Source organism: Pseudomonas sp. SCB32 (assembly GCF_009189165.1).
Lineage (GTDB): Bacteria > Pseudomonadota > Gammaproteobacteria > Pseudomonadales > Pseudomonadaceae > Pseudomonas.
The window spans coordinates 835,750-860,491 of the sequence record NZ_CP045118.1 but is presented as its reverse complement, the minus strand read 5'-3'; the positions used below and the strand labels follow the sequence as shown (position 1 = coordinate 860,491).

The 24,742-nt window shown below is 67.7% G+C and carries 21 protein-coding genes and 1 riboswitch; of the genes, 16 read left to right on the top strand and 5 right to left on the bottom strand.

Annotated elements, in window-relative coordinates:
- Positions 1 to 74 precede the first annotated feature (74 nt).
- From GA645_RS04155 to GA645_RS04095, 13 genes are all read left to right on the top strand, one after another.
- On the top strand, positions 75 to 1,019 hold the full coding sequence (locus tag GA645_RS04155; protein ID WP_152220219.1) for a 4-hydroxyproline epimerase: 945 nt from the start codon (positions 75 to 77) through the stop codon (positions 1,017 to 1,019).
- Entirely contained in the window at positions 1,016 to 2,128 is a 1,113-nt protein-coding gene (locus tag GA645_RS04150; protein ID WP_152220217.1) for an FAD-binding oxidoreductase, read from the top strand. Before GA645_RS04155 ends, GA645_RS04150 begins: the two co-directional genes overlap by 4 nt.
- Positions 2,121 to 2,357 (top strand): (2Fe-2S)-binding protein, encoded by a 237-nt coding sequence (locus GA645_RS04145; RefSeq protein ID WP_152220215.1) that lies wholly within the window; start codon positions 2,121 to 2,123, stop codon positions 2,355 to 2,357. Before GA645_RS04150 ends, GA645_RS04145 begins: the two co-directional genes overlap by 8 nt.
- A complete protein-coding gene (locus tag GA645_RS04140; RefSeq protein ID WP_152220213.1) occupies positions 2,354 to 3,601 on the top strand; it encodes an FAD/NAD(P)-binding oxidoreductase in 1,248 nt (415 codons plus the stop codon). Before GA645_RS04145 ends, GA645_RS04140 begins: the two co-directional genes overlap by 4 nt.
- Before the next feature lie 193 nt (positions 3,602 to 3,794).
- On the top strand, positions 3,795 to 4,547 hold the full coding sequence (locus tag GA645_RS04135; RefSeq protein WP_178119478.1) for an AraC family transcriptional regulator: 753 nt from the start codon (positions 3,795 to 3,797) through the stop codon (positions 4,545 to 4,547).
- 237 nt (positions 4,548 to 4,784) lie between these two features.
- A complete protein-coding gene (locus tag GA645_RS04130; RefSeq protein WP_152220211.1) occupies positions 4,785 to 5,597 on the top strand; it encodes a transporter substrate-binding domain-containing protein in 813 nt (270 codons plus the stop codon).
- 22 nt (positions 5,598 to 5,619) lie between these two features.
- Positions 5,620 to 7,386, top strand: a complete 1,767-nt coding sequence (locus GA645_RS04125; RefSeq protein WP_256676059.1) for an aconitase X — start codon at positions 5,620 to 5,622, stop codon at positions 7,384 to 7,386.
- A complete protein-coding gene (locus tag GA645_RS04120) occupies positions 7,386 to 8,054 on the top strand; it encodes an amino acid ABC transporter permease (protein ID WP_152220209.1) in 669 nt (222 codons plus the stop codon). The genes GA645_RS04125 and GA645_RS04120 overlap by 1 nt, the downstream gene beginning before the upstream one ends.
- Before the next feature lie 12 nt (positions 8,055 to 8,066).
- Complete coding sequence (locus GA645_RS04115) at positions 8,067 to 8,717, top strand: amino acid ABC transporter permease (RefSeq protein WP_152220208.1); 651 nt, start codon at positions 8,067 to 8,069, stop codon at positions 8,715 to 8,717.
- A complete protein-coding gene (locus GA645_RS04110) occupies positions 8,710 to 9,432 on the top strand; it encodes an amino acid ABC transporter ATP-binding protein (RefSeq protein WP_152220206.1) in 723 nt (240 codons plus the stop codon). The genes GA645_RS04115 and GA645_RS04110 overlap by 8 nt, the downstream gene beginning before the upstream one ends.
- 25 nt (positions 9,433 to 9,457) lie before the next feature.
- Positions 9,458 to 10,489: a proline racemase family protein gene (locus GA645_RS04105; RefSeq protein ID WP_152220204.1), complete on the top strand. Its 1,032-nt coding sequence runs from the start codon at positions 9,458 to 9,460 to the stop codon at positions 10,487 to 10,489.
- A gap of 115 nt (positions 10,490 to 10,604) precedes the next feature.
- Positions 10,605 to 11,522, top strand: coding sequence for a dihydrodipicolinate synthase family protein (locus GA645_RS04100; protein WP_152220202.1), 918 nt, complete (start codon positions 10,605 to 10,607; stop codon positions 11,520 to 11,522).
- A 91-nt stretch (positions 11,523 to 11,613) separates the two neighbouring features.
- Complete coding sequence (locus GA645_RS04095; protein ID WP_152220200.1) at positions 11,614 to 13,191, top strand: aldehyde dehydrogenase (NADP(+)); 1,578 nt, start codon at positions 11,614 to 11,616, stop codon at positions 13,189 to 13,191.
- Positions 13,192 to 13,343: 152 nt separating this feature from the next.
- Here the strand turns inward: GA645_RS04095 and GA645_RS04090 are convergent, their stop codons facing one another.
- The gene (locus GA645_RS04090; RefSeq protein WP_152220198.1) at positions 13,344 to 14,348 is read right to left on the bottom strand and encodes an Ldh family oxidoreductase; all 1,005 of its coding nucleotides are present in this window, start codon (positions 14,346 to 14,348) and stop codon (positions 13,344 to 13,346) included.
- Positions 14,349 to 14,749: 401 nt separating this feature from the next.
- Between GA645_RS04090 and GA645_RS04085 the strand changes: the two genes are divergently transcribed.
- From GA645_RS04085 to GA645_RS04075, 3 genes are all read left to right on the top strand, one after another.
- Entirely contained in the window at positions 14,750 to 16,099 is a 1,350-nt protein-coding gene (locus GA645_RS04085; protein WP_152220196.1) for an Ig-like domain-containing protein, read from the top strand.
- A gap of 256 nt (positions 16,100 to 16,355) precedes the next feature.
- Positions 16,356 to 18,260, top strand: coding sequence for a 1-deoxy-D-xylulose-5-phosphate synthase (gene dxs / locus GA645_RS04080; protein ID WP_152220194.1), 1,905 nt, complete (start codon positions 16,356 to 16,358; stop codon positions 18,258 to 18,260).
- A gap of 29 nt (positions 18,261 to 18,289) precedes the next feature.
- Positions 18,290 to 18,489: riboswitch (cobalamin riboswitch) on the top strand.
- Positions 18,490 to 18,576: 87 nt separating this feature from the next.
- The gene (locus GA645_RS04075) at positions 18,577 to 20,448 is read left to right on the top strand and encodes a TonB-dependent receptor domain-containing protein (protein WP_152220192.1); all 1,872 of its coding nucleotides are present in this window, start codon (positions 18,577 to 18,579) and stop codon (positions 20,446 to 20,448) included.
- A gap of 282 nt (positions 20,449 to 20,730) precedes the next feature.
- Here GA645_RS04075 and GA645_RS04070 read toward each other — a convergent pair whose 3' ends face one another.
- The 4 genes from GA645_RS04070 to GA645_RS04055 are packed head-to-tail and all read right to left on the bottom strand — an operon-like array spanning position 20,731 to position 24,539.
- On the bottom strand, positions 20,731 to 21,330 hold the full coding sequence (locus GA645_RS04070) for an HAD family hydrolase (RefSeq protein ID WP_152220190.1): 600 nt from the start codon (positions 21,328 to 21,330) through the stop codon (positions 20,731 to 20,733).
- Positions 21,327 to 22,196, bottom strand: a complete 870-nt coding sequence (gene tesB / locus GA645_RS04065) for an acyl-CoA thioesterase II (protein WP_152220188.1) — start codon at positions 22,194 to 22,196, stop codon at positions 21,327 to 21,329. Before tesB ends, GA645_RS04070 begins: the two co-directional genes overlap by 4 nt.
- A 19-nt stretch (positions 22,197 to 22,215) precedes the next feature.
- Positions 22,216 to 23,991: a nitroreductase family protein gene (locus GA645_RS04060; protein ID WP_152220186.1), complete on the bottom strand. Its 1,776-nt coding sequence runs from the start codon at positions 23,989 to 23,991 to the stop codon at positions 22,216 to 22,218.
- Positions 23,988 to 24,539: a GNAT family N-acetyltransferase gene (locus GA645_RS04055; RefSeq protein ID WP_152227888.1), complete on the bottom strand. Its 552-nt coding sequence runs from the start codon at positions 24,537 to 24,539 to the stop codon at positions 23,988 to 23,990. The genes GA645_RS04060 and GA645_RS04055 overlap by 4 nt, the downstream gene beginning before the upstream one ends.
- Positions 24,540 to 24,742: the final 203 nt, after the last annotated feature.

Here is a 24,742-nt window from a genome sequence, read left to right as displayed (position 1 = left end):
GGGAAAATCCTCAAGCGCCCACCCTCCCCGCCGCGCCACCCTAGCGTCTACAACAAGACACCCCAGGGGGCAGCATGAAACGCATCCAGGTTCTCGATTCCCACACCGGCGGCGAACCCACGCGCCTGGTGCTCGACGGCTTTCCCGATCTGGGCAAGGGCAGCATGGCCGAGCGCCGCACGCGGCTGGCCGAGGAGCACGACGCCTGGCGCGCCGCAGCGGTATTGGAGCCGCGCGGCAGCGACGTGCTGGTCGGCGCGTTGCTCTGCGAGCCGGTGGACCCGAGCGCCTGTGCCGGGGTGATCTTCTTCAACAACACCGGCTACCTGGGCATGTGCGGCCACGGCACCATCGGCCTGGTGGTCTCGCTGGCGCACCTGGGGCGCATCGGCCCCGGCACGCACAAGATCGAGACGCCGGTCGGCACCGTCGAAGCGACCCTGCACGACGACCGCTCGGTGAGCGTGCGCAACGTGCCCGCCTACCGTTACCGCAAGCAGGTACCGGTGGAAGTGCCCGGCCATGGTCTGGTACACGGCGACATCGCCTGGGGGGGCAACTGGTTCTTCCTGATTTCCGATCATGGCCTGCGCGTGGCCGGCGACAACCTCGAAGCCCTTACCGCCTACACCGTCGCCGTACAGAAGGCGCTGGAAGACCAGGGCATCCGTGGCGAAGACGGCGGACTGATCGACCATATCGAGCTGTTCGCCGACGATCCCGAAGCGGACAGCCGCAACTATGTGCTCTGCCCCGGCAAGGCCTACGACCGCTCGCCCTGCGGCACCGGCACCAGCGCCAAGCTGGCGTGCCTGGCCGCAGACGGCAAGCTGCAGGCCGGCCAGCCCTGGCGCCAGGCCAGCGTGATCGGCAGCCAGTTCGAAGGTCGCTTCGAGTGGACCGGCGAACCATCCGAAGGGCGCATCATCCCGACCATCCGTGGCCGCGCCAACATCAGCGCCGAGGCTACCCTGCTGCTGGAAGAGGACGACCCGTTCGCCTGGGGCATCCGCTCGTGAGCGATGCGGACATCATCGTCATCGGCGCCGGCATCGTCGGCGCCGCCTGCGCCCACGCCCTGGCCCGCCGCGGGCTGGACGTGCTGGTACTGGACGCGCGCCTGCCCGGCGCCACCGCCGTCGGCATGGGCCACCTGCTGGTGCTGGACGACAATGCCGCCGAACTGGCGCTGAGCGACTACTCCTTGCATCGCTGGCGCGAGTGGGGCCGCGACATGCCCGCCGAGTGCGCCTACCGCAGCAACGGCACGCTGTGGCTGGCGGCCAATGACGAAGAGATGGCCGAAGCCGAGCGCAAGTTCGCCGTGCTGCGCGAGCACGGCGTCGCCGCAAAACTGCTGAACAGCGCCGAGTTGCTGCGCGAAGAACCCGAGCTGCGCAGCGACCTGCGCGGCGGGCTGGAGATCACCGGCGACGGCATTCTCTATGCGCCGCGCGCCGCGGCATGGCTGCTTGAGTCGGCGCTGAAACCGATCCGCCAGCGGCAGGCCAAGGTGGTGGAAATCGACGAGCCCCGCGTGCGCCTCGACAACGGCCAATGGCTGAGCGCCAAGGCCGTGGTGCTGGCCAACGGCATCCAGGCCGGCGAGCTGTGCCCCGGCCTGCCCATCGAGCCGAAGAAGGGCCACCTGCTGATCACCGACCGCTACCCCGGCAAGGTCAGCCGCACGCTGGTGGAGCTGGGCTACGTGACCAGCGCGCACAACGCCAGCGGCCCCTCGGTGGCCTGCAACATCCAGCCGCGCCCCACCGGGCAGCTGTTCATCGGCGCCTCGCGGCAGTTCGGCACCACCGATCCGCAGGTGGAAGGCTGGATGCTGGCAAAGATGCTGCGCCGCGCCGTGGACTACATGCCGGGCCTGGCCAACCTCAATGTGATCCGCAGCTGGGCCGGTTTCCGCGCGGCCAGCCCCGACGGCTTGCCGCTGGTGGGCGAACACCCGCAACGCCCCGGCCTATGGCTGGCGGTCGGCCACGAAGGCCTGGGCGTGACCACCGCGCCCGGCACTGCCGACCTGCTGGCCGCCCTGCTGTGCGACGAGCCGCTGCCGCTGGCCGCCGAACCCTATTCCCCGCGCCGCTTCCTCGGAGTCACCGCCCATGCCTGATCTGTTCCTCGACGGCCGGCCCCTGCGCGTCACCGCCGGTACCACGGTGGCCGCCGCGCTCGTCCTGGGCGGCGACGGCACCACCCGCACCTCGGTCAGCGGCCAGCGCCGTGCGCCACTTTGCGGCATGGGCATCTGCCAGGAATGCCGGGTGAACATCGACGGCCAACGCCGCCTGGCCTGCCAGACCCTTTGCCGCGACGGCATGCAGGTGGAGACCCGCCCATGAGCGTGGCTGCCGATATCGTCATCGTCGGCGCCGGTCCGGCCGGCTTATCCGCCGCGCTGGCCGCCGCGCCGAGCGGCGCCAGCATCGTCATCCTCGACGACAACCCGCTGCCAGGCGGACAGATCTGGCGCGACGGTCCGAACGCACATCTGCCGCGCGCGGCCACGGAGCTGCGCGAGCGCGTCGCCGCCTGCGCCAACATCAAGCTGCACAGCGGCACCCGCGTGGTCGCGCTGGCGGGCGAGCGCGGCCTGCTGCTGGAAGATTTCGAACGCGGCTGGCGACTGGACTACCGCAAGCTGATCCTCTGCACCGGCGCCCGTGAACTGCTGCTGCCCTTCCCCGGCTGGACGCTGCCGGGCGTAACCGGCGCGGGCGGTTTGCAGGCGCTGATCAAGGGCGGAGTGCCAGTGAACGGACAGCGCGTGGTAATCGCCGGCAGCGGCCCGCTGCTGCTCGCCAGCGCCGCCACCGCCCGCGCCAATGGCGCACGCGTCGTGAGCATCGCCGAGCAGGCTTCCTGGCCCGCGCTGGCACGCTTCGCGATGAAGCTGCCACGCTGGCCGAACAAGCTGCTGCAGTCCTTCGGCCTATACGACCGAAGCTACCGCGCCGACAGTCATGTGGTTGCCGCGCTGGGCACGGATCATCTGGAAGGCGTACGCCTGAACCAGGGCGGCAAGCAGGTGGAAATCGAGTGCGACCGGCTGGCCTGCGGCTTCGGCCTGATCCCCAACGTGCAGCTCGGCCAGGCGCTGGGTTGCGCCATCGAGAACAGCGCAATCCGCATCGATGCCTGGCAGGCGTGCAGCCGCGCGGGTATCTACGCGGCGGGCGAATGCACAGGCTTCGGCGGCTCCGAACTGGCGCTGGTGGAAGGCCGCATCGCCGGCCTCGCGGCGCTGGGCGAACACGAGAGCGCCCGCGCCCTGTGGCCGCAGCGCCAGCGCTGGCAACGCTTCGCCGATGCACTGCGGCGCGACTTCGCCCTCGATCCGCGCCTGAACCAGCTGGCCGAGCCGGACACCCTGGTGTGCCGCTGCGAAGACGTCCCCTACTCGGCCCTCGCCGGAAAGCCGGACTGGACCACCGCCAAGCTCGCCAGCCGCTGCGGCATGGGCGCCTGCCAGGGCCGCGTGTGCGGCGCCGCCGCCAAGCAGCTGTTCGGCTGGCAGCCGCCGGCGCCGCGCCCGCCATTCAGCCCGGCGCGGGTCGATACTTTGCTGCAACTCGCTGAAGACTGACCGCTGCCCGTAGGGCGCATAAAGCAGCACGCTTTATCAGCCGTCTCTTCCGCCATGCACGGGGGACGGCGGATGACGCCAAAGGCGTTATGCGCCCTACTCCACCCGCGCACCGTCAGATACGCGAGTGGCTTCCCCCCAACCTTTTCGTCCCGTATCTTCAGCCGTGTTCCGACAGCCAAGCCGCTTCCCGATGCACGACCTGATTCCCCAGGACGCCCGCGACCTGGACAGCCTGCTGCAAACCCTGCGGCAGATAACCCCGCTGCTCGATGCCATGCCCGGCGTGGTGTTCTTCATCAAGGACACCGGCGCCCGCTACGTGCTGGTCAACCAGACCCTGGCGCGGCGTTGCGGCGTGAAGGACGCCAGCGAACTGCTCGGACGCACCGCCGATGAGGTCTTCCCCTCGCGCTTCGGCCCGGTCTATACCGAGCAGGACCGCCGCGTGCTGGAAACCGGCGGGCAGCTCAGCGACCAGCTGGAACTGCACCTCTACCCCGCACGCCAGCCCGGCTGGTGCCTGACCCACAAGCTGGCGCTGCGTGATGCGAACGGTAACGTGATCGGCATGGCTGGCATCTCCAGCGACCTGCAGGCGGCGCAGTCGACCCACCCGGCGTACCAGCGCCTGGCGGCGGTGGATGCCTATATCCGCGAGCACTTCGACAAGCCGATCAACCTCGGCGAGCTCACCGAGCTGGCCGGGCTGTCCGTTGCCCAGCTGGAGCGCCACTGCAAGCGTATCTTCCAGCTCACGCCCCGGCAGATGATCCACAAGGCCCGCCTCGGCGCAGCCACCCGCCTGCTCGCGGAAGACCTGCCGATCACCGAGATCGCCCTGCGTTGCGGCTACACCGACCACAGCGCCTTCAGCCGCCAGTTCCGCGCCCTCACCGGGCTGTCGCCGACCCAGTACCGCGAGTCGCAGACCACACTGCGCTGACTCGCAGTGCTTCCATTTGGGGCAGCGAAACACTCGCCTGCTTCATTCGGTAACAGCCTTCAGAACCATCCTTCAGCTACCTCTCCTGCATCTGAACGCTCCGCCCCCTCAACGGCGGGGCCTGCGTCCCATGACTTACACCCGGACGATTTCTGGCACATGCCTTGCTCTAGAAAATATCGTATACGAAATCCCTAATACAAAATCACTGCCCAACACAGACCCAGAGAGGCCCCCATGAAATTCAGTCGAATCGCTGTAGCCCTCACCGCTGTTGCCAGTACCTTCCTCGTCACCCAGGCCCAGGCCGACAAGCTCGACGACATCATCGAATCCGGCAAGCTGCGCTGCGCAGTGACACTGGACTTCCCGCCCATGGGCTCGCGCGATGCGCAGAACAACCCGGTGGGCTTCGACGTCGACTATTGCAACGACCTGGCGAAAGTCCTCGGCGTTACCCCCGAAGTCGTCGAGACGCCCTTCCCCGACCGTATTCCCGCGCTGGTCTCCGGCCGCGCCGACGTCATCGTCGCCTCCACTTCCGACACCCTGGAGCGCGCCAAGACCGTGGCCATGACCGTGCCCTACTTCGCCTTCCAGATGGTGGTGCTGACCCGCGAAGACACCGGCATCAAGAGCTATGACGACATCAAGGGCCGCCCGGTGGGCAACACCAGCGGCACCTACGAAGCCATCGCCCTGGAGAAGGATGTGAAGAAGTGGGGCAACGGCAGCTTCCGCGCCTACCAGACCCAGAACGACACCATCCTCGCCGTCGCCCAGGGCCACATCGACGCCACCGTGGTCACCAACACTGTCGCCGCCTCCACCCTGAAGTCCGGCAAGTACAAGGGCCTGAAAGTGGCGGGCAACGCACCCTACGTCATCGACTACGTGTCGCTGGCGGCGGCGCGCAACGAATACGGCCTGATCCACTACCTCAACCTGTTCGTCAACCAGCAGGTCCGCACCGGTCGCTACGCCGAGCTGTACGAAAAGTGGGTCGGCGGCACCCCGGTCGAGCTCACCGTTCCTCACGTGTACTACTGACGGCGGACCGATGATGTCTTCGATGCACACATCAGACGTTGCGGACGTGGCCCTCACCGGCCGCGTCCTGATGGGCGGCAGCGCCGAAGGGGCGCTGTTGTACGCGGGGACGGGGCTGAGCCTGTGGGGGGGCGTCGATCCCTACACCGGCGAGGTCATCGACCGCCACCACCCGCTCAGCGGCGGCCTGCTGCCCGGCCGGGTGCTGGCGATCCCCAGCGGACGCGGCTCCTGCACCGGCAGCAGCGTGATGCTGGAAATGCTGCTCAACGGCCACGCGCCAGCGGCCCTGCTGCTGGCCGAGCCGGACGAAATCCTCACCCTCGGCGTACTGGTGGCGCAGGTGCTGTTCGGCCGCGCGATCCCGGTGCTGTGCCTGGGGCGCGAGGGGTTCGAGCGGCTTGCCGGCGGCGTCTGGGCGCGCATCGAAGACGGTCGGGTAACGCTTCATCCACAGCGCCCCGCCGATGGCTGGCGGGGCGTGATGGCCAGCGATTCCGGGCCGCTGCCCGCGGGCCTGGCGCTGGACGCCGACGACCGCGCGCTGCTCGACGGCGCGCATGGCAAGGCCGCCCAGGCCGCCATGCAGATCCTCCTGCGCATGGCCGCGCTGCAGGGCGCCAAGGACCTGCTGGACGTGACCCAGGCGCACATCGACGGCTGCATCTACACCGGCCCCGCGAGCCTGCGTTTCGCTCGCCAGCTGGTGGAATGGGGTGCCAGGGTTCGCGTGCCGACCACCCTCAATTCGATTTCCGTGGACCACCGCCGCTGGCGCGAGCTGGGGGTCGACAAAGACTTCGGCGAGCCCGCCAGCGCGGTGGGCGATGCCTACATGGCAATGGGCGCGCAGCTCAGCTACACCTGCGCACCCTACCTGCTGGACACCGCGCCCGGTCTTGGCGACCAGGTGGTCTGGGCCGAATCCAACGCCGTGGTGTACGCCAACAGCGTGCTTGGCGCGCGTACCCTGAAGTACCCGGATTACCTCGACATCTGTATCGCCCTCACCGGCCGCGCGCCGAACGTCGGCAGCCACCGCGACGAAGGCCGGCTGGCCACGCTGCGGGTGGATGTCGAGCTGCCGGCGACGCACGACGAGTCGATCTACCCGCTGCTGGGCTATTACATCGGCTCGCTGTGCGGCAGTCGTATCCCGGTGGTCGACGGCCTGCAACCGCTGGCCCCGGACAGCGACGCGCTGAAAGCCTTCGGCGCGGCCTTCGCCACCACCTCGGCGGCGCCGATGTTCCATGTCGCCGGCGTCACCCCGGAGGCGCCGGACCTTGCCACCGCACTCGGCGGCCAGGCTCCACGCCAGCAGCTGCGCGTCACCCCGGCGGACCTGGTCGCCACCTGGCGCGAGCTGGACCGCGCCAGCGAGCCGACCGTGCAACTGGTGTCCCTGGGCAACCCGCACTTCTCCGCCAGCGAATGCGCCAGCCTCGCAAGGCTGCTGGCCGGGCGGCGCAAGCATCCGGACGTCGCGCTGGTCATCACCCTCGGTCGTGCCGTTCAGGAGCAGGCGCGCGCGGCGGGCCACGTGCAGGTTCTGCAGGACTTCGGTGCGCTGCTGGTCAACGACACCTGCTGGTGCATGCTCGGCGAGCCGATCATCCCGCCGCACTGCACCACGCTGATAACCAACTCGGCGAAGTACGCCCACTACGGCCCTGGCCTCGCTGGCCGCCAGGTTCATTTCGGCAGCCTGGCCGCGTGCGTCGAGGCGGCCTGCAGCGCCCGCGCTGACGGCGGCGTGCCGGCCTGGCTGGGTGGGGAGGCAGGCTGATGTTCAGCAACTACAGCTTCCACTGGCGCTCCGCGTTCAAGGCGCTGCCGGACATGCTCGGCGGCGCCTGGGTGACGCTGGAAACCGCCGCCCTGTCGATGTTCCTGGGGGTGCTCATCGCCCTGCTGCTGACCGTCATGCGGCAGATGACGCACCCGGTCCCGCGCGGCTTCGCCGACACCTGGGTATCGATTGCGCGCAACACCCCGTCGCTGTTCCAGATCTACATCCTGTACTTCGGCCTGGGCTCCTTCGGCCTGCATGTCAGCTCCTGGGTAGCACTGCTGGCGGGGATCACCTTCAACAACGCCGGATACCTCGCGGAGAACTTCCGCGGCGGGCTCAAGGCCGTGCCGGATACCCAGATGCGCGCCGCGCGCTCGCTGGGCATGAGCGCCTTCCAGGCGTACCGGATGATCATCGTTCCGCAGCTGCTGCGCATCGTCTTCTACCCGCTCACCAACCAGATGGTCTGGGCGGTGCTGATGACCTCCCTGGGCGTGGTGGTGGGGCTGAACAACGACCTCACCGGCGTGACCCAGGACTTCAACGTGCGCACCTTCCGCACCTTCGAGTACTTCGCCCTGGCCGCGGTGCTCTATTACCTGATCGCCAAAGTCATCGTGGCGGCCGCCCGCCTGCTGGGCTGGCGACTGTTCCGCTACTAAGGGAGGCAAGGCATGTTCGAAACGAGCTTCACCGCCAACGACCTGCAGTTCCTCCTCCAGGGGGCCTGGGTCACCGTCAAGCTGACCGTCGCCGCGATGCTCCTCGGCACCCTGGCCGGCGTACTGCTGGGTTGGCTGCGCGCCACCCTGCCACGCGCCAGCCTGCCGCTGGGCTGGTTCCTCGACCTGTTCCGCAGCGTGCCGCTGCTGATCCAGTTCGTGCTGTTCAACTCGCTGAAAAGCATCATCGGCTTGAACTGGAGCGCCTTCTCCGTCGGCTGCCTGGTGCTGGGCATCTACGCGGCGGCGTTCTGCACCGAGATCGTCCGCAGCGGCATCCTCGCCGTGCAGCCCAGCCTGCGCCGCGCCAGTCGCTCCCTGGGTCTCTCCTACTGGCAGGACCTGCGCTACATCGTGCTGCCGCTGGCCACCCGCGTGGCCTTCCCCGGCTGGCTGAACCTGGTGCTGGGGGTGATGAAGGACACCGCGCTGGTCATGTGGATCGGCATCGTCGAGCTGCTGCGCGCGTCGCAGACCATCGTCACGCGCATTCAGGAACCCTTGCTGGTGCTGTGCATCGCCGGGGTCATCTATTACCTCATGAGCTGGGTGGTGGCGCGCCTCGGCACCCGTCTGGAAAGAAGGTGGCAGGAAAATGATTGAAATCAACAACGTGCACAAAGCCTACGGCGACCTCGAAGTGGTCAAGGGCGTGAGCCTGAGCGTGAAGAAGGGTGAAGTGGTCTCGATCATCGGCGGCTCGGGTTCGGGCAAGTCCACCCTGCTGATGTGCATCAACGGCCTGGAGCCGATCCAGAAGGGCAGCATCCGCGTCGACGGCACCGAAGTGCATGCCAAGGGCACCGACCTGAACAAGCTGCGGCAGAAGATCGGCATCGTCTTCCAGCAATGGAATGCCTTCCCCCACCTCACCGTGCTGGAGAACGTGATGCTGGCCCCGCGCAAGGTGCTCGGCCAGAGCAAGGACGAAGCCGAGGCGATGGCGGTGAAGCAGCTCAAGCACGTGGGCCTGGGCGACAAGCTCAATGTATTCCCCAACAAGCTCTCCGGCGGCCAGCAGCAGCGCATGGCGATTGCCCGCGCGCTGGCCATGTCGCCGGACTACATGCTGTTCGACGAAGCCACCTCGGCGCTCGACCCGCAACTGGTGGGCGAGGTGCTCGACACCATGCGCCTGCTCGCCGAGGAAGGCATGACCATGGTGCTGGTGACCCACGAGATCCGCTTCGCCCGCGATGTATCCGACCGCGTGGCGTTCTTCCGCAACGGGCTGGTCCACGAGATCGGCGCGCCGGACCAGGTGATCGGCAATCCGCAGCAGCCGGAGACGGCTGACTTCTTGAGATCGGTGCTGTAACGGCGCCACGGAACAGGAGACAGACATGCGTTCGAGCAAGATCATCCACGTGGTCAGCTGCCACGCCGAAGGCGAAGTCGGCGACGTCATCGTTGGCGGAGTCGCCCCGCCGCCGGGCGACACGGTGTGGGCGCAGTCGCGCTGGATCGCCAGCGACGACACGTTGCGCAACTTCGTCCTCAACGAGCCGCGCGGCGGCGTGTTCCGCCACGTGAACCTGCTGGTCCCGGCGAAGGACCCGCGCGCGCAGATGGCCTGGATCATCATGGAGCCGGCGGACACCCCGCCGATGTCCGGCTCCAACTCGCTGTGCGTGAGCACAGTGCTGCTCGACAGCGGCATCCTGCCGATGCAGGAACCGCAGACCCGCCTGACCCTGGAAGCTCCCGGCGGTCTGATCGAAGCCGTGGCCGACTGCAAGGACGGCAAGGTGCAGCGCGTGGAAGTGCGCAACCTGCCCTCCTTCGCCGACAAACTCGACGCCTGGATCGAGGTGGAAGGCATCGGCTCGCTGCAAGTCGATACCGCCTACGGCGGCGACAGTTTCGTCATCGCCGACGCCCATGCCCTGGGCTTCACCCTGCATGCCTCGGAAGCCGCCGACCTGGTCGCCACCGGACTGAAGATCACCCATGCGGCGAACCAGCAGTTGGGCTTCAAGCACCCGGAAAACCACGACTGGGCGCACATCTCCTTCTGCCAGCTGGCCGCCCCGGTGGAGCGCATCGACGGCGTGCTGCACGGCCGCAACGCGGTGGTCATCCGCCCCGGCAAGATCGACCGCTCGCCCTGCGGCACCGGCTGCTCGGCGCGCATGGCGGTGCTGCATGCCAAGGGTCAGCTGAAGGACGGCGAACGCTTCGTCGGCCACTCGATCATCGGTTCGCAGTTCCACTGCCGCATCGACGGCCTCACCGACGTCGGCGGCAAGCCCGCCATCCACCCGCGCATTGCCGGGCGTGCCTGGATCACCGGCACCCACCAGCACCTGCTCGACCCGGACGATCCGTGGCCCGAAGGCTACCGGCTCTCCGATACCTGGCCCAACGGCTACTGATTCCAACCCATTTCGCCGCGTAGCGGCACCCAACAGGCTCGCGCAGCGGGTCGAACCACGAAATGCAGCGGAAATCCCCCGGTCATTTCGTATACGAAATACAATTGGAGGCAACATGAGCAAGAAGGTCAATTGGAGCGGTGTATTCCCCGCGGTAACCACCCAGTTCAACGACGATTTCTCGGTCAACCTGGAAGCCACCCACAAGGTGATTTCCAACCTGGTGCGCGATGGTGTATCCGGGCTGGTGGTATGCGGCAGCGTGGGTGAGAACACCTCGCTGACCATCGAGGAGAAGATGGCCGTCACCGAGGTCGCCAAGGACGCCTCCGGCGGCCGCGTGCCGGTGATCTGCGGCATCGCCGAGTTCACCAGCCATGGCGCCTCCCAGGTAGCCAAGGCGGTGCAGAAGGTCGGCGTCGACGGCCTCATGGTCATGCCTGCGCTGGTCTACTCCTCCAAGCCCCACGAGACCGCCGCGCACTTCCGCAGCGTGGCCACCAGCACCGACCTGCCGGTGATGGTCTACAACAACCCGCCGATCTACAAGAACGACGTCACCCCGGACATCCTCATCTCCCTGGCCGACTGCGAGAACATCGTCTGCTTCAAGGACAGCTCCGGCGACACCCGCCGCTTCATCGACGTGCGCAATGAAGTGGGCGACCGCTTCATCCTCTTCGCCGGCCTCGACGACGTGGTGCTGGAGAGCATCGCGGTGGGCGCCGAGGGCTGGATCTCCGGCATGTCCAACGTCTTCCCGCAGGAAGGCGAGACCATCTTCCGCCTGTGCAAGGCCGGCCGCTTCGAAGAAGCCATGCCGATCTACGAATGGCTGATGCCGATCCTCCACCTCGACGCCCGTCCGGACCTGGTGCAGTGCATCAAGCTCTGCGAAGAGATCGCCGGCCGCGGCACTGCCCTCACCCGCCCGCCGCGCCTGGCGCTGCAAGGGGCCGACCGCGAGCACGTCGAGCGGATCATGGCCAAGGCCCTGGCCACCCGGCCAAAGCTGCCTGACGTGGGACTCTGAGCGGCGATTGCCTCCCCCTCTCCCTAAGGGAGAGGGCTGGGGTGAGGGGCTCGTGCTCCTCGCCTCCCTCTTTCCACCAGAGAGCCCGACCATGACCGCCCAGAACTTCATCGCCGGCCAGCGCGTCGGCACCGGCAGCATCCGCCTGCAGAGCCTCGACGCCAGCACCGGAGAAGCCCTGCCCCGCGAATTCCTCCAGGCCACCCCGGATGAGGTGGACGCCGCCGCCCTCGCCGCCGAAGCCGCCTTCCCGATTTACAGCCGACTGCCCGCCGAACGCCGCGCCGCATTCCTCGACGCAATCGCCAATGAACTGGAAGCGCTGGGGGACGACTTCGTCGCCACCGTCTGCCGCGAAACCGCCCTGCCCGCCGCGCGCATCCAGGGTGAACGCGGCCGCACCGCGAACCAGATGCGCCTGTTCGCCAAGGTACTGCGCCGTGGCGACTTCCTCGGCGCCCGCATCGACCGCGCGCAGCCCCAGCGCCAGCCGCTGCCACGCCCGGACCTGCGCCAGTACCGCACCGGCGTCGGCCCGGTGGCGGTGTTCGGCGCCAGCAACTTCCCCCTGGCCTTCTCCACCGCCGGCGGCGATACCGCCGCCGCGCTGGCGGCCGGCTGCCCGGTGGTGGTGAAAGCCCACAGCGGCCATATGGCCACCGCCGAGCGGGTGGCCGAAGCGATTCTTCGCGCGGCCGAAACCACCGGGATGCCGGCCGGGGTGTTCAACATGATCTACGGCGGTGGCGTCGGCGAAGCGCTGGTGAAGCACCCGGCGATCCAGGCCGTCGGCTTCACCGGTTCGTTGAAAGGCGGTCGCGCGCTCTGCGACCTGGCCGCCGCCCGCCCGCAGCCAATCCCGGTATTTGCCGAAATGAGCAGCATCAACCCGGTGCTGGTCCTGCCGGCCGCCCTGCAGACGCGCGGCGAGCAAGTGGCCCGCGAGCTAGCGGACTCGGTGGTGCTCGGCTGCGGCCAGTTCTGCACCAACCCCGGCCTGGTCATCGGCATCGCCTCGCCGGCCTTCAGCCTGTTCACCGCCCAGCTGATCGCCGAACTCGGCCAGCGCCCGGCGCAGACCATGCTCAACGCCGGCACCCTGAAGAGCTATGAACAGGGCCTCGCCCGCCTGCACGCCCACCCCGGCGTGCGTCATCTCGCCGGGCAGGCGCAGGAAGGCCGACAGGCGCGACCGCAACTGTTCCAGGCGGATGCCCGCTTGCTGCTGGAGGGCGACGAGTTGCTGCAGGAGGAAGTCTTCGGCCCGACCACCGTGCTGGTGGAAGTCGCCGACGCGACCGAACTGCACAGCGCCCTGGCGGCCCTGCACGGCCAGCTCACCGCGACCCTGATCGCCGAGCCTGCCGACCTCGCGCAGTTCACCGCGCTGGTACCACTGCTGGAACGCAAGGCCGGCCGCCTGCTGCTCAACGGCTACCCGACCGGCGTGGAAGTCTGCGACGCGATGGTCCACGGCGGCCCCTACCCGGCCACGTCCGACGCGCGCGGCACTTCGGTGGGCAGCCTGGCCATCGACCGCTTCCTGCGCCCGGCGTGCTACCAGAACTACCCCGACGCGCTGCTGCCCGATGCGCTGAAGGACGCCAATCCGCTGGGCATCGCCCGGCTGGTGGATGGCGAGACGACGCGGGAGCCGCTGTCCCGCTGAGGGTTCGTCGGTGCGGGAGTGAACTGTCGGCCAGTCCCGCGCCGATGCTCAGCCCCGGCCTTGCGCCGGGGATTTTTTACTTGCGCCGGATCGCGCACGTGGGCTTTTCGTAGGAGCGAGCTTGCTCGCTCCTACAGAGAATGCGCCCCGCGTTATTCCAGCAACCCACGCAAATCGGCATACAACGAATCGCTGATCTCCACACCCTCCGCCAGGCTGCGCTTGCGCGCGGCGAAGCGCCGTTGCGATGGCAGGCGCGCGCCCATGTCGACGATGGATTCGAACAGCGTCTCCGCCCGCGCCAGGTGCTGCGCCGCATCGGCACCAAGGAAGCGCGTGGGGTCGATGGCGATCAGCAGTTCGCCGTGGTAAGGCGAGGACTTCGTCCCGGCGTCGAAGACCGAGGATTCGGCGCTGGTCAGGTCGCCGATCAAGGGCCCGGCGATCAGTTCCACCATGGTCGCCAGCGCCGACCCCTTGTGCCCGCCGAAGGTCAGCATGGCGCCCGCGAGCACCGCACTGGGATCGGTACTGGGGTTGCCCTCGGCATCGATACCCCACCCCAGCGGAATCGCCTTGCCCTCGCGCTCGTGCAGCTGGATTTCCCCACGCGCCACGACCGTGGTGGCGAAGTCGAAGACGTACGGATCGCTGTCCCCACGGGGCCAGCCAAAAGCGATGGGATTGGTGCCGAACAGCGGCCGCGTGCCACCCGCCGGCGCCACGTAAGCCTGGGCGGGCGTGACTGCCAGCGCCACCAGGCCGTGGGCAGTGATCCGCTCGATCTCTACCCACAGCGCCGAGAAGTGCACGCAACGGTTGATCGCCATCGCGGCGATGCCCTGGCTGCGCGCCTTCTCCACCAGCGTAGGCAGGCCAAGATCGAAGGCGCACTGCGAGAAACCACCCTTGGCATCGACGCGCACCAGCGCCGGCGCGGGCTCCGACAGCGTCGGCACGGCATCGAGCGAGACCTTGCCGGCACGAGCCGTGTGGATGCAGCCCAGCAGCCGCCAGACGCCATGGGACGAACAACCATCGCGCTCGCCGGCCATCACGGTGTCAGTCACGCCCTGCACATGGGGTTCGGTGAATCCATGATGGCGCAGTATCGCCTCAGACAGGTTACGTAGTTCTTCCAGGCTCAGTCGGGCCACAGGCTTCTCCTTGGGTCTCGTGGAATCATCAGAAGGTTTCCGAATTGCCCTTCACTGTGAAGGGCTGAACCTTGCACAGCTTGTCCTTTATCACCGTGCCGGAAGACGAAAACGGCACAGCCTGCAGATCAGATTTTTCGCACAAATCAAAGCGTAGGGCCTACGTAGTCCGAATCAGAGGATTCGGCGATTGTGCCCGTCCGCCGGACACCCCTGGCGGTCTTGACCGAAGGCCCCACCATTGCTGGCTCTGCGCGTAACGCAGCGCGCCCGATGCGTCCGCCCCCCCAGTGCTGCAGTGCAATAAAGGCGCACTCATAGAGCACCGGCGTCAAGAATCCAACAAACCTGGCAACCCGCTGATTTGTTAACGAAAAACACCAATAGAGAAATTTCAATCCATGAATAAAGCTATAGGAAACAACCGCAATATTTCCTCCGCGCCGGATCTGCTGAATGACGGTCAAGTCGAGGTATACCCCGCCTACGTCGTCCCCAGCATGCCGGTCGAAGTCACCAACCTGTATGGCAGCAACTACTCCATCGGGACCATGACCACTGTGAGCAGCACCGTTTCCACCGGCGAACTGTCGACTTCGTATGCATCGCCCCTGAGCACCACACCGCAGTCGAGCTATGCGTCCAGAGGCTTGCTCGGCAATGGTCTGCTGAAAGCGACTACCGCGCCGGCCATGACCTTCGCCGCCACCGACCATGCCGGTCCGGTCACGGGCGAGCTGGCCAGCGGTGCCACCACCGACGACATCCGCCCGGTCTTCCACGGCACCGCCACCCCCAACACGCTGGTCAGCATCGTCGCCGAAATGATCGGTGCCGACGGCAAGCCTGTCGCCGGCGGCAGCTTCGAGGTGGGCAAGGCCCTCGTCCAGCAGAACGGCACCTGGGAATTCACCCCCTATGCCCCGCTCAAGGACGGCGCCTATGACTTCCACATCAGCCAGGGCCAGGAGAGCAGTGCCGCGTTCCGCCTGACCATCGATCGCGCCTGGACCGACGGCACCGAGCCGACCGACCAGCCGCAACAGCCTGAACAGCCTGTTCCTGAGCAACCGACTCAACCGGAACAGCCTCAACAGCCAGAGCAACCGGAGCAGCCGACCTCCAAGGCCATGACCTTCGCCGCCACCGACCATGCCGGTCCGGTCACGGGCGAGCTGGCCAGCGGCGCCACCACCGACGACATCCGTCCGGTCTTCCACGGCACCGCCACCCCCAACACGCTGGTCAGCATCGTCGCCGAAATGATCGGTGCCGACGGCAAGCCTGTCGCTGGCGGCAGCTTCGAGGTGGGCAAGGCCCTCGTCCAGCAGAACGGCACCTGGGAATTCACCCCCTACGCCCCGCTCAAGGACGGCGCCTATGACTTCCACATCAGCCAGGGCCAGGAGAGCAGTGCCGCGTTCCGCCTGACCATCGACCGCGCCTGGACCGACGACGTCAGCACCTCGAAAGGCTCTTTCCTGCCCAGCCATGGCATGGAACTGGATCTGAGTGGCCTGAGCGCGTCCTCTCACGACGACAGCTCCAGCGTCCAGAGCGCCTCCGCCGGCAAGGCATCGCTGCCGTCGCTGAGCAATGTGTTGGAAATCGCTACCCATGAGCTGCCGCTGGCAGGTAATGGCTTCGCCACCAACGCCAACGCGTCGGTATCGTCTGTCTCGTACTACGCTCCGGCCGACTTCCACCCGGTGAAACTCGACGAGCTGACCGTCCAGCACGTCGTGGTGTAACCCCCTGTTGTACGGCGGGCCTCCTCGCGAGGTCCGCTGTGCGGCTTTCCGCCGCAAGTACCTCTCCTTCTCCCGCCAGACCGCTTTCACCCCGCAACACGGCAGCGTCCGTCCAGGCCGCGTCCGCGTAGCGCCCGACACCCGCGCCAAATCCCGACTATCCGGTCGTCCGAAGGATTGGCCCCACGTTGCTTGGGCCAATCCAGAGCATCAGGTAAACTCCCGCATCTTTTGCCTTCTCATAACGATCAGCCTGATGCCCACGACGTTCCACGAGATTCCCCGCGAGCGCCCCGCCACGCCCCTGCTCGACCGCGCCAGCACGCCGGTCGAACTGCGTCGGCTGGGCGAGACGGAGCTGCTGACCCTCGCTGACGAACTGCGCCAGTACCTGCTGTACAGCGTCGGCCAGACCGGCGGCCACTTTGGCGCCGGGCTCGGCGTGATCGAGCTGACGGTCGCCTTGCACTACGTCTTCGACACCCCGGACGACCGTCTGGTGTGGGACGTCGGCCACCAGGCCTACCCGCACAAGATCCTCACCGGTCGCCGCGAGCGCATGGGCACGCTGCGCCAGAAGGACGGCCTGGCCGCCTTCCCGCGTCGCTCGGAGAGCGAGTACGACACCTTCGGCGTCGGCCACTCCAGCACCTCCATCAGCGCCGCCCTGGGCATGGCCATCGCCGCGCGCATGCAGGGTTCGGGCCGCAAGTCGGTGGCGGTGATCGGCGATGGCGCGTTGACCGCAGGCATGGCCTTCGAGGCGCTCAACCACGCGTCGGACGTGAAGGCCAACATGCTGGTAGTCCTCAACGACAACGACATGTCGATCTCCAAGAACGTCGGCGGCCTGTCCAACTACCTGGCCAAGATCATCTCCAGCCGCACCTATTCGAGCATGCGCGAGGGCAGCAAGAAGATCCTCTCGCGCCTGCCCGGCGCCTGGGAGATCGCGCGCAAGGTCGAGGAACATGCCAAGGGCATGCTGGTCCCCGGCACCCTGTTCGAGGAGCTGGGCTGGAACTACGTCGGCCCCATCGACGGCCACGACCTGCCGACCCTGATCGCCACCCTGCGCAACATGCGTGACCTGGACGGCCCGCAGTTCCTCCACGTGGTCACCAAGAAGGGCAAGGGCTTCGGCCCGGCCGAGGTCGACCCGATCGGCTACCACGCCATCACCAAGCTGGAGCCGATCAAGGCCCCGGCGGAACCGAAGAAGCCCTCCGGGCCCAAGTACTCCAGCGTGTTCGGCCAGTGGCTGTGCGACATGGCAGCGCAGGACCCGCGCCTGGTCGGCATTACCCCGGCGATGAAGGAAGGTTCGGACCTGGTGGCCTTCGCCGACAAGTTCCCGGACCGCTACTTCGACGTCGCCATCGCCGAGCAGCACGCCGTGACCCTGGCGGCCGGCATGGCCTGCGACGGCGCAAAGCCGGTGGTGGCGATCTACTCCACCTTCCTGCAGCGCGGCTACGACCAACTGATCCACGACGTCGCGGTGCAGAACCTCGACGTTCTGTTCGCCATCGACCGGGCAGGTCTCGTCGGCGAAGACGGCCCGACCCACGCCGGCAGCTTCGACCTCTCCTACCTGCGCTGCATCCCTGGCATGCTGGTGATGACCCCCAGCGACGAGAATGAACTGCGCAAGCTGCTCACCACCGGCCATCACTTCGAAGGCCCGGCGGCGGTGCGCTACCCGCGCGGCACCGGCCCCAACGCGCCCATCGAACAGGCGCTGGAGCCGGTGGAAATCGGCAAAGGCGTGGTGCGCCGCGAAGGCAAGGCCGGCAAGGTCGCCTTCCTGGTGTTCGGCGTGCAGCTGGCCGAGGCACTGAAAGTGGCGGAGCAGTTCGACGCGACCGTCGCCGACATGCGCTTCGTCAAGCCGCTGGACGAGGAACTGGTGCGCCAGCTGGCGGCCAGCCACGAACTGCTGGTGACCCTCGAGGAAAACTCGGTGATGGGTGGCGCCGGCGCCGCCGTCAGCGAATTCCTCGCCCGCGAGAACATCCTGCAGCCGGTCCTGCACCTGGGCCTGCCGGACTACTACGTGGAGCACGCCAAGCCGGCGCAGATGCTCGCCGAGTGCGGTCTTGACGCTGCCGGCATCGAACGCTCGGTGGGCGCTCGCCTGGAGGCGCTCGGCAACCGCTGAGCGCATGCCTCTCCCGGAGTATTGCCAGCGACGGGCGCACCCACTAAGGTGCGCCCGTTTTCGTTCGAGGTAACGGGAAGCAGGTGAAAGACCTGCGCTGCCCCCGCAACGGTAACCGACCGCAGGCCCTGGCCTGCCGCGCTGTGAACCGCCACTGTGCATCCGCATGGGAAGGCCGCAGACGTGAGCGTCGGCAGCCCGGAGACCGCCCTCGTACGCCCCGACTGGTGTTGCGGAGGGCCGCACCGTCAAGTGCGGCCTGCCGCCCTTGCCACGCCCTCCTCGAAAGTCATCCGACCGCTTTTGAGGACGTTCCATGAAACTGACCCGACTCGCCCTGGCCACCGGCCTCCTGCCCGGCCTGGCCTTCGCCGATGCCAGCGTTCCGAGCGGTGACATCTACGCCATGCCCGCGCTGGTGATCACCTCCGGTCGCCAGGTCCAGCCGCGCGCCCAGGCCACCTCCGCCAACAGCGTGTTCACCCGCCAGGACATCGAGCGCCTGCAGGTGCGCAGCGTGCCCGAGCTGCTCAAGCGCGTGCCCGGTGTACAGATCGGCAGCTCCGGCGGCGTGATCTCCTACTCCGTGCGCGGCACCAGCACCGCGCAGACCCTGGTGCTGGTCGACGGCCAGCGCATCGCCTCGGCCAGCACCGGCATCGCCCGCCTGGACTACCTGAGCATCGACAATATCGAGCGCGTGGAAGTGACCCGTGGCCCGCGTTCCTCGCTGTACGGCGCCGACGCCATCGGCGGCGTGATCCAGATCTTCACCCGCCGCGGCGAAGCCGGACTGCACCCGGAAGTGCGCCTGGCGGCCGGCAGCTACGGCACTGTCGAGCGCAGCATGAACCTGTCCGGCGGCGACGAGCGCACCACCTACAGCCTGGGTGGTAGCCTCGACGAGAGCGCCGGCTGGGACCGCACCACCGACAAGGTCGGCGCCGACAGCGACCACGATGCCCAGCGCAACAAGGCCGTGCACCTGAACCTCGACCACCGTTTCAACGAGGACTGGAAGGCCGGCCTGAACCTCAACGACCAGCGCGGCAAGAACGAGTACGACGACGCCTACAACTTCGACCCGGGCTCGCCCCGCGACGAATTCCGCGTCAGCAGCTACAGCGGCTTCCTCGACGGCCAGCTCAATGACATCTGGAACAGCCGCCTGGAACTGGGCCGCAGCTTCGACCGCAACAAGGCTCTGGGCGCCGCCGACAGCTGGAACAACGGCACCCTGGAAACCACCCGCTACTCGGCGGGCTGGATCAACCGCCTGCAACTGGACGCCGCCAACCAGCTCGCCCTCGGCACCGACTGGTACGAAGACCGGGTGGAAGGCAGCTCCGCGCCCGACCAGGACCGGCGCGAGAACCACGCCTTCTTCGTCCAGCACAGCTTCAAGGGCGAATCCTTCGGCACCGAACTGGGCCTGCGCCACGACGACAACCAGGTCTACGGCACCCAGAACAGCTGGAACGCCGCCTTCAGCCTGCCGGTGGGCGACAACCAGAGCTGGATCGCCAGCTACGGCGAAGGCTTCCGCGCGCCGACCTTCAGCGACCTCTACTACCCCGGCGCCGGCAACCCCAACCTCAAGGCCGAGACCTCGAAGACCTATGAGCTGCAATGGCGTGGCGACTTCTCCGGGACCCACCTGGAGACCTCGCTGTACCGCACCGAGGTCGACAACCTGATCGCCTGGGACAGCACCAGCAACCAGCCGGAGAACATCGCCAAGGCGCGCATCGACGGCTTCGAGGCCAGCGTCGCCCGCAAGGTGCTGGGCTGGCAGGCCAACCTGGGCCTGAGCCTGATCGACCCGCGTGACCGCGACACCGGCCACACCCTGCCGACCCGCGCCCGTCGCACCCTGAGCCTGGACCTCGACCGGCAGTTCGGCGCCTACGGCGTCGGCGGCTCCTGGCGCGCGGTCAGCCAGCGCTACGACGACGCGGCCAACACCCGCGAACTCGGCGGCTACGGCGTGCTCGACCTGCGCACCAGTTGGCTGGCCAGCGACGAACTGCGCTTCGACCTGAAGCTCGATAACGCGCTGGACCGCGACTACGCCCTGGGCGACTACCTGCGCCCGACCAGTCCGACGGACTACATGGGCGAAGCACACCCGTACCGCGAACCAGGCCGCACCGCACTGCTGGCGGTGACCTGGACGCCGGAGCTGTAAGGCCTTCCGAAGACCCCAGCGCTTCTGTGCTTTTGTAGGATGGCGTGGAGCGAAGCGATACCCATCAGCCCCTGTATCGACCGCATGGGTATCGCCAGGGCTCCACCCATCCTACGGTTCGACGCTCCCGAACACCGTAGGAGCGGGCTATGACCGCGATTCGCGCCCATGGGCTAGGCGCCCCCTCGGTCCTACGACGAGCAGCCCGGCGTGACCCGATCGATCAGCGCGAGCCAGATCCTGTAGGAGCGAGCTTGCTCGCGAACCCGCCCGGCAGCGGACCTAAACCAGAAGCCCGGCCATCCGCCCCAGCTCCGCGCAATCCTGCGCGTGCCAGTCGGTCAGCTCCGGCCAGGGGTTGTCGGCCAGGTTGACCAGCGCACTGTGTGCGCCAGCCGCGCGGGCGCAGTCGAGGTCGAAGCGGTAGTCACCGACCATCAGCATCCGCTGCGGCGCCACGTCCCAGCGCGCCGCCAGACGCAGCAGGCCGTCCGGGCTGGGCTTGGGATCAGCCTCGCCACGGCCGAGGACGTCCTCGGTGAGGAAGCAGTCGCCAACACCGATGGCGTCCAGGGTAATCAGCGCCAGCTCATGGGCATTGCGGGTCAGGATGCCGAGTCGATAGCCCGCGCCGTGCAGCGCGCGCACCAGCGCCACCGCGCCGGGCGCGGCGGTCGACGCCACGGCCAGCTCGCGCTCGTGCTCCAGCAACCAGGCGTGCTTGGCGGCCGCCTCGTCCTCCGGCAGTGCCGCCAGGTGGGAAAGGATGTCGTGCTCCAGGGGAATGCCCAGGGCCCGTTTGATCGCCGGGAAGTCGTGCACCGCCAGGGTCAGGGTGCCGTCCATGTCGAACACCCAGTGGCGGATTTCGTCGAGTTTCACGACCAGTCCTCGCGGTGGCGGATCAGGCCTTCCTGGGTCGCCGAAGCCACCAACTGGCCGTCACGGTTGAACACGCTGCCACGCACGAAGCCACGGCCATTGCCGGCCCAGGGACTGTCGATGGCGTAGAGCAGCCACTCGTCCGCGCGCAGGTCGCGATGGAACCACACGGAATGGTCGATGGTGGCGACCTGCATGTCCTTCTGCCACACCGAGCGACCGTGGGGCAGCAGCGAGGTGGTGAGGAAACCGAAGTCCGAGGCGTAGGCGAGGATGTACTTGTGCAGCGCCGGCACGTCCGGCAGCTTGCCGTCGGCGCGCAGCCAGAGGTACTTGATCGGCTCGCCGACCAGCGGATCGTAGGGGTCGTTCTGGGTGACCGGGCGGATCTCGATGGGCTTGGGGTACAGCAGCTTGTCGCGGATCAGCTCGGGGAACTGCTCGGCGCTGCGCCGCTTGAGCTCGGTGTCCGTGGGCAGGTTTTCCGGGCCGACCACGTCGGGCATGGCGATCTGGTGCTCGAAGCCGCCCTCGTCGGTCTGGAACGAGGTGCTCAGGGCGAAGATCGGCTGGCCCTTCTGGATCGCGGTGACGCGGCGCGTGCTGAAGGTGCCGCCGTCGCGCACACGATCGACCTGATAAACGACCGGCTTGCTGGCATCCCCCGGACGCAGGAAGTAGCCGTGCATCGAATGCACGTGACGCGCCGGGTCCACCGTCTGGCTGGCCGCCGACAGCGCCTGGCCGAGTACCTGCCCGCCATACAGCTGGCGGAACCCGAGGTCCTGGCTCGTACCGCGAAACAGGTTCTCCTCGATGGGTTCCAGGCTCAACAGAGCCACCAGGTTGTCCAGGATCTGGGTCATGCGCTTTCCTCGAAAGACTCTACAGCTCGAATGGGTGACGACGCGGCGCCGGGTAGGCGGGGAGACTGGTCAGGCGAGTGTCCCATACCGCGCGGCCGATGGTGAAATGATAGAGGCTGACCGGGCGGTCCGGTCCGTCGCCGAGCAATTCCTCCACCATCGGGTCGAAGTAGCAGCCGATGCCGGTGCCCGAAATCCCCGCCGCCTCGGCCTCCAGGTACAGCAACTGGCCGATCTGCCCGCATTCCCAGTACAGGCGCGGATAGGTCCAGGCGCCTTTGGTGAGCGCGGCATCGAGGTCGGCCAGCATGGCGAAGGCCACGCAGCCGTCGCTGGCGATGTCCTGCCCGCAGGAGAGGAAGGCCGACAGGCCGCGCGCATCGCCTTGCAGCAGGCGGTACAGCGGCAGCCCCGACTCGATGACCGGCTGCCACTGGAAGTCATCGCGCAATCCTCCCGGTTGCCGACCGCTGCGCCCCAGCCAGTAGAGCCCCGGCGCCAGGTCCTGGACGCGGTGGACGAACAGCAGCAGGTCGATGCGCGCCGGCTCGCCGGTGCAGGCGAATGGCACGGGCGACTGTTCCGGCATCAGGCGGCGCAACCAGGCGTAGAGCAGTTCGGCGTGGATGCCGCTGCGGCCATCCATGGACTGCGCGCTACGCCGGCGGTGGAGGATCGGGCGCAGTGGCAGGCCGGGGTTGGCCGGCTGTTCCGGAGTTCTGCTGTTTTCCGGATTATCCCCCTTCGGGCCAGCGCTGTTCCGCGATGAAGCCGCGGTCCCGCGATCGCGGGAATGACGGTCTGGCCCCTCGCCCGAAACGGGCGCTGAAGTGGAGCTTTCGACTTCACGAAGATGAGGACTCTCCCCCCTCGTCACTCCCGCGAACGCGGGAGCCCAGCTAGCCGCGGCAGGCAGCACTGGGGCACGACAGAGCCCATGCACCCGCTCCAGCTCCGGCCAGTGGCGATAATCCCGCGACAAACGATTGGGCGCGCCACTCAGCGGCAGTTCCGCGAGCCCCTTGAGCAGCGTATCCGGCAGCGGGAATTCGGCAGCCTGCGGCGGACCGATCCAGAGCAGCACGTCCACGCATTCGCGCTCGTTGAAACCCTCGCGGTCGAGGCCGAACACGGCATCCAGCCGCGCCTCGGCAACACCGCGCAGCAGACGCACTTCCCACCCCTGAATGGCCGCAGCAATGCCCAGGCAGGCCAGCGCATGGCCGAGGTCGTGATTGCAGTAACGGTAGGCACGCTCGCCGTACTTCCACGCCTCGCGCCAGGGAATGCTGGCCAGCGCCAGCAGGAAACCGCCAGTGGGCAACACGTCATTCAGCTGATCTGCCAGCGGTACGGCCAGCTCGGCGCACACCTCCAGCCCATGCTCGTCAGCGCTGTAGTGCGCCAACAGCGCCGCGTTATCCACAGCCCCGGCCGGCAGCAGCAGATAGGCCTCGGTGGGATGCAGGTTACCGCTCGACGGATTGACCCGCAGCGCCCAGCGGTTGCCACCTGCCTCTTTCCAGGCAGACAGCGCCAGGCTGTCGTAGAGCAGCTGCGAAACACTGTGCAGACTTAGCGGCGTCGGCTGGCCGATGGGCCCGACGAACACCTCGTCGTAACCCGGCGACTCTTCCTGCGGCCGATGCAGCAACTCGACGAGACGAGCGCCGGCATAGCGGCGGAATGGCGCCGGTTGGGTCGCCCAGTCGAGCTGGCCGGGACCGGGAGCGAAGCACTCCGGGCGGTGGCAGCTCAACGCATGGTAGGCGCGCACACCGTCGGCGGGAGTCATGCCCGCGCCTCCCGGTTGATCCGGTACAGCACGTGCTGGCGCAATGCGTGGCCTTCCGGCAGACGTGGGTGTTCGAAGTCACCGGCCTCGTCCCGGCGCATGCCCAGGCGCTGCATCAATCCCTGGGACGGCAGGTTGGCCGGCACGGTGAAGGCCACCACCTCCGCCAGCTTCAGCGAGTCGAAGGCGAACGCCAGCACCGCGCGCGCCGCTTCCAGCGCGTACCCCCGGCGCCAATAGGCAGCATTGAAGCGCCAGCCGATTTCCACCGCCGGGGTGAAGCTCGCCTCGAAGGACACCTTCTGCAGGCCGAGCACGCCGATGAAGGCACCGTCCTCGCGGCGTTCGACGATCCACTGGCCGAAGCCGTGCTCGTCGAAGTGCAGCAGGATGCGCGCGGCCAGCAGATCGCTGTCCTCGCGGCTCATGCAGGCGGGGAAATAGCGCATCACCTCGGCGTCGGCGTTCAGCGCGGCGAATGCCGGCAGATCGGCGGTGCGCCAGGGCCGCAGCAGCAGGCGCTCGGTGGTCAGACTGGGGATTTCCATCGACGGGCCTTCGGCTTTCATCAGGACCACCATGATACCCGCAGACTGGCGGACGCAGCCCGTCCGGCCAGCGCAATCGTTTCAGCACAGTGCCGTCCGCTTCTGGTATTTTTGTCGCACCCTCGCTGTCGGTCACTGCCTTGAGCGTGCCCTGAGCAGACAGCCGCGCCGCACGGCGCACCTCGAAAAAGACCAAGGAAAAC